Annotated in this window: 1 protein-coding gene and 1 pseudogene; one reads left to right on the top strand and one right to left on the bottom strand. The window is 69.1% G+C overall.

The features are described 5' to 3' along the window. Positions 1 to 2345 (bottom strand): helicase-related protein (locus HUK82_RS15850; protein WP_256127057.1); only part of this gene is annotated, 2345 nt, incomplete at its 3' end. Positions 2346 to 2439: 94 nt separating this feature from the next. On the opposite strand from HUK82_RS15850, the pseudogene HUK82_RS15845 reads away from it, so the two are divergent. Continuing rightward, positions 2440 to 2634, top strand: a pseudogene (locus HUK82_RS15845) (leucyl aminopeptidase family protein); the annotation flags it as partial.

Raw genomic sequence — 2634 nt, 5'->3', positions numbered from 1 at the left:
AGCGTATCGGCCAGACGCGCGGGCGGGATGGAGAGGCGCGAGGCGAGATCACGGCCGGGTGCCACGGGATGATGGGCCGAGCGGCGCGCGAGCTGTCCGGTGACGCGCTCCACCACGTCCAGCCGCAGCCATGTGGTCCCGGCGTCGACCCAGCCGAGCGCTGCCAGCAGACGCGCCTGCCGCGCGTCGTGTGGCGGGTCGATCGCCACCAGTCCTGGGGCAGGAAGTGCGGGGACCGGCCCGTGGGGATGGGTCTTCAGGCCGATCAGAAACGCGCGAAACAGGGCGGGCGCCGGCTTGAGTAATGCTGGCATGAAATAGGCACGGTAGCCGGTGACGATCCCGCGTGCCGTCAGGTCGGCACGCGCCGGAGGAGACAGCGGCATCTCGTCCCGCTCGCGCCGGACGACGCCGCCATGTTCAAGCAGCCGATGGGCGATGCCTCGCAGATCGCTGCGCGCGGCCACGGAGGCGTGCGCGTTGAACAGCGGTGCGAGACGCAGGTGCAGTACGTCGTCGAGGTAACGGCGTAGTCGGGCATGGATACGCGCACGCTGGTCGCCGTCCAGAAACGCGGTATCGATGACGTCAATGCGTGGATTGAGCAGTGTCTCGCCGGCATGAAGCCGGGCCAGCGGTGCATCTTCCCACAGGATCAGCCGGCGGTCGGTGTCGAGCGCGAAGCGAGTGTCCTCCGACTGCACCAGGCGGTTGAGGCGTCGGGGGATTTCGGCCTGCAGGGCCCGCCGCGCCGCCCGCAGCATCAGCCGTCGCTCATCTCCCTCCAGTGCCGTATCGGTCTCCAGGCCGAAGCCCACCATGCGTCCGACGGTATGCCCTTCGACCACGACGTTGTCGTGTCGGGTGACGGCGGCGAGCAGGGCGTCCTGCCCGTCCGCGTGATCCAGCCGGCGGATCAGCGTGGCGGCGCGGCGGTCGACGAAGCGTGCGATCAGACGTTCGTGCAGGGTGTCGGACAGCTTGTCCTCGATCTCGCGCGTGCGGGCCTGCCAGTGCGGGGCGTCGACCATCCAGTCCAGCCGCGCGGTCAGATAGGCACACACTCGCACGCCCAGCAGACGTTGCATCAGCGTGTCGATGTCGCCCTCGGGCCGGTCGAGACTGTCGATCTGCTGCGCCAGCCAGGGCATCGGCAGATGGCCGTCGCGCAGGACGGACAGAAAGACGCGGGCGCACAGCCGCTCGTGGCTGTCATCGCCGATCTTGCGGAAGTCGGGGATCTGGCACGTCTCCCACAGCAGCCGCACCGCGCGGCGGTCGCGGCAGGCAGCGCGGACCTCGGCATCGCCACCCAGCGCCTCCAGGGTCAGGACGTCGCTGGCGACGCGTCCCGGCACCAGCCCGCGCGCGGGAGGAGGGCGGTTCAGGCTCGCCAGAAGAGTCGCGGTAGAGGTGAAATCCAGTGCCGCGTTGCGCCACGCAAGGTGATCGAGCGGATCGAAGCGATGCGTTTCCACGGCCTCCACCAGCGCGCCATCCAGCGGCGGGCAGTCGGCGGTCGTGCCGAAGGTGCCGTCGCGCATGCCGCGCCCCGCGCGCCCGGCGATCTGGGCGATTTCGGGCGCTGTCAGGCGGCGTGGGCGGCTGCCGTCGAATTTCGACAGGCCGGCGAACGCCACATGATCGACGTCCATGTTCAGGCCCATCCCGATCGCGTCAGTCGCGACCAGATAATCGACCTCCTTGTTCTGGTACAGCTCCACCTGTGCGTTGCGGGTCCGAGGGGACAACTGGCCCATCACCACCGCGCAGCCGCCGCGTCGGCGCCGCACGGCCTCGGCAATGGCGTACACCTCGGCGGCGGAGAAGGCGACGATGGCGCTGCGCGGCGGCAGTTTCAGCAGGCGTGTCGCGCCGGTGTGGGTCAGAGTGGACAGGCGGGGGCGCGTGTCGATCGTGATACCCGGCACGAGGCACTGCAGGAGCGGGCGGATCGTCTCCGCGCCGAGGAACAGCGTTTCGACCATGCCGCGTGCGTTCAGCAGCCGGTCGGTGAACACGTGGCCCCGGTCCGGATCGGCGCAGAGCTGGATCTCGTCGACCGCCATGAATTCGACCGGTCGGTCGAGCGGCATGGCCTCGACGGTGCAGGCATACCAGCGCGCCCCGGCGGGGATGATCTTTTCCTCGCCCGTGATCAGGGCGACGGCCCCCGCGCCTTTCTGGGCGACCATGCGGTCGTAGTTCTCGCGCGCGAGAAGTCGCAGCGGAAAACCGATCATGCCGGAACGGTGGGCAAGCAGCCGCTCGATGGCCAGATGGGTCTTGCCTGTGTTGGTCGAGCCGAGCACCGCGCGGACCCGGCTTGGAAATGCTGAACCCATGCCTTCATGCTTGTCTGGCGCAAGACCAAATGCAAGAGCGAAGGAAGGCTGGACCATCGCGCTGGCCGGAAGACGACACGAAGGACGCTCTCCCATGGCACAAAGTGCATTGAAATGTCTGACTCCCGCCGCCCGCAGCCGTAAGGCGCGCACGGTCCACGCCCTGCACGATGCCGGGTCAGACGCCCTGGCGGCGCTGTTCGGTGCCGGGGCAGCGGCGTTCGTGCAGGGGAACGGATTCGCGGGCAAGCGGGGGGAGGTGGCGCTGGTGCCTGGTCCCGAGGGCGTC

Source organism: Ameyamaea chiangmaiensis (genome assembly GCF_013376175.1).
In the GTDB taxonomy this organism is placed as follows: Bacteria; Pseudomonadota; Alphaproteobacteria; order Acetobacterales; family Acetobacteraceae; genus Ameyamaea; species Ameyamaea chiangmaiensis.
This window is presented reverse-complemented; position numbering and strand designations above follow the sequence as displayed.